This window comes from Synechococcus sp. 8F6, from assembly GCF_002252665.1.
Classification (GTDB): domain Bacteria; phylum Cyanobacteriota; class Cyanobacteriia; order PCC-6307; family Cyanobiaceae; genus Cyanobium_A.
The window spans coordinates 1-1,986 of sequence record NZ_NQKZ01000053.1 but is presented as its reverse complement, the minus strand read 5'-3'; the positions used below and the strand labels follow the sequence as shown (position 1 = coordinate 1,986).

The 1,986-nt window shown below is 63.5% G+C and carries 2 protein-coding genes; both read right to left on the bottom strand.

Annotation, left to right across the window (positions count from 1 at the left end):
- Nucleotides 1–133: transposase (locus tag CJZ78_RS13415; protein WP_143592842.1), on the bottom strand; the 133-nt coding region annotated here is incomplete at its 3' end.
- Nucleotides 134–273: 140 nt separating this feature from the next.
- On the bottom strand, nt 274–1,530 hold the full coding sequence (locus tag CJZ78_RS13410; protein ID WP_233128810.1) for an IS256 family transposase: 1,257 nt from the start codon (nt 1,528–1,530) through the stop codon (nt 274–276).
- Nucleotides 1,531–1,986 lie beyond the last annotated feature (456 nt).

Below are 1,986 nucleotides of genomic sequence, written 5' to 3'. Positions count from 1 at the left end.
AGGCCTTTCTCCAGTTGTAGAGGCTGGCCACGTGAATGCCCAGCTCTGCTGAAATCTGGGAAACGCTCTGGCGGTTCGGCGGAGTCATACGCCTCCTCACATCAGCCTTAAAGGCCTCGCTGTAACGACGCATTGCCCTGCTCCATCAAGCCCCCTGGTGAAAAAAGTGGTCGGGTTGGAGAGGCGTCAACTTTCCTGGCAGAGGGGGATCGCTGAATTGGCAACTCAGCGATCGATGTGTTCTGTGTAGATCAAGGGAGGAGCTGGTGCGGTTCAGCTGGTGAGTGCGTCTGGCTGGGCAGACGGATCAGCATCGATGAGCTCCAGGGCCTCTTCTGGCTCCGGGATCTTGGCCATGGTCGCCTCGGAGAAGAAGCGGCGGCGCTCCAGCTGCCATTCCTCCTGCTGCTCCAGCAGCTGGCTGCCCACCAACCGCACGATCGCAGCGTCATTGGGGAAGATGCCGACCACATTGGTGCGGCGTTTGATCTCCTTGTTAAGCCGCTCAAGCGGGTTGGTGCTCCAGATCTTGCGCCAGTGCTCCTGGGGGAAGTGCAGGAAGGCCAGCACGTCGTCGCGAGCGGCGTCCATTACCGGCACAGCCGTTGGGAACTGCTTGCGCAGCATCTCGGTGACCCGCTGCCAGTGGGAGCGCACTTGCTCAGGTGCCTGGATCACGAATACTGCTTTCATGGCGGCGGCCACCATGTCTTGGCCGGCCTTGGGGACGTGAGACAGCAGGTTGCGCAGGAAGTGCACCCGGCAGCGCTGCCAGCTACTGCCCTGGAACATCCGCCTGATCGCTGCCGTCAGCCCCAGGTGGGCGTCTGAGATCACCAGCCGGGTTCCAGTCAGGCCACGCTCCTTGAGGGAGCCGAGGAACTGGCGCCAGAAGCCCTCTGCCTCGCTGTCACCCACGGCAATGCCGAGCACCTCGCGGTAGCCGAGGGCATTGATGCCGATCGCTACCACCACGGCCCGCGAAACCACCTGCATGTTCTGCCCCAGACGGCCGTGGAGGTAGGTGGCATCGAGGTAGACGTACGGGTAGCGGGCATGGTCCAACGGCCGGCACAGAAAGGCTTTCACCTGCTCGTCGAGCCCCTGGCAGATGCGGCTCACCTCTGATTTGGAGATGCCGCTGGCGCAGCCCAGCGCCTCCACCAAGGCGTCGACCTTCCTGGTGGAGATGCCGCCGGTGTAGGCCTCCATAACCACGGCGTAGAGGGCCTTGTCCACCCGGCGGCGAGGCTCGAGCCAATCGGGAAAGAAGCTGCCCTGCCTCAGCTTTGGGATGGCCAGGCTGAGGTCGCCCACCTGGGTGGTGAGCAGCCGGTGCCGGTAGCCGTTGCGGTGGGTGGACCGCTGATCAGGACAGCGCTCATGGAGTTGAGCGCCCGTGAGGGCAGAAACCTCGGCTTCCAGCAGGTCCTGGAAACCCCGGCGCACGATCTCTGGGATCAGGGCGCCAGCGGTGGTGCCCTCGATGAGCTGAGCCAGCTCGGAGGCGCCACTATGGGTATGGGTCATGGTCTGTGTTCGGTTTGGTGGTAGTGCTCCGAACAGGGTCACAGACCGGCCCACCCATTGCCACAGCTAAAGACTGAGGGAGTTGAGCCGTCAGCCCCGGCTACGCCGGGGCTGATCCCCCCGAGTTACACCACTCCATGGGACGCCGCTGAGCAGCTCGTCATCAACCAGAGCCAAACCGACGCTGATGTTTGTCTCGCCCTTGAGGTGTCGGCTCCGACCTATCACCGCTAGCAGCGGCTCTACGGCGGGATGGAAGCCACGGAGGCCAATCGCCTGAAGGAGCTGGAGCAGGAGACTGCCCGCCTCGAGCGCCTGTCCCGCGAAAGGCGCTGGTTTTCCAGAGTCTCCCTAATCCTCAGGGCTGATTCAAAGTCTCAGCAAGCTTCGGGCTGGGGTTGCCGCCGCACCATTGCCAGCAGCGCCTTGATGTCGTGCATCACCGCCTGCAGGCCG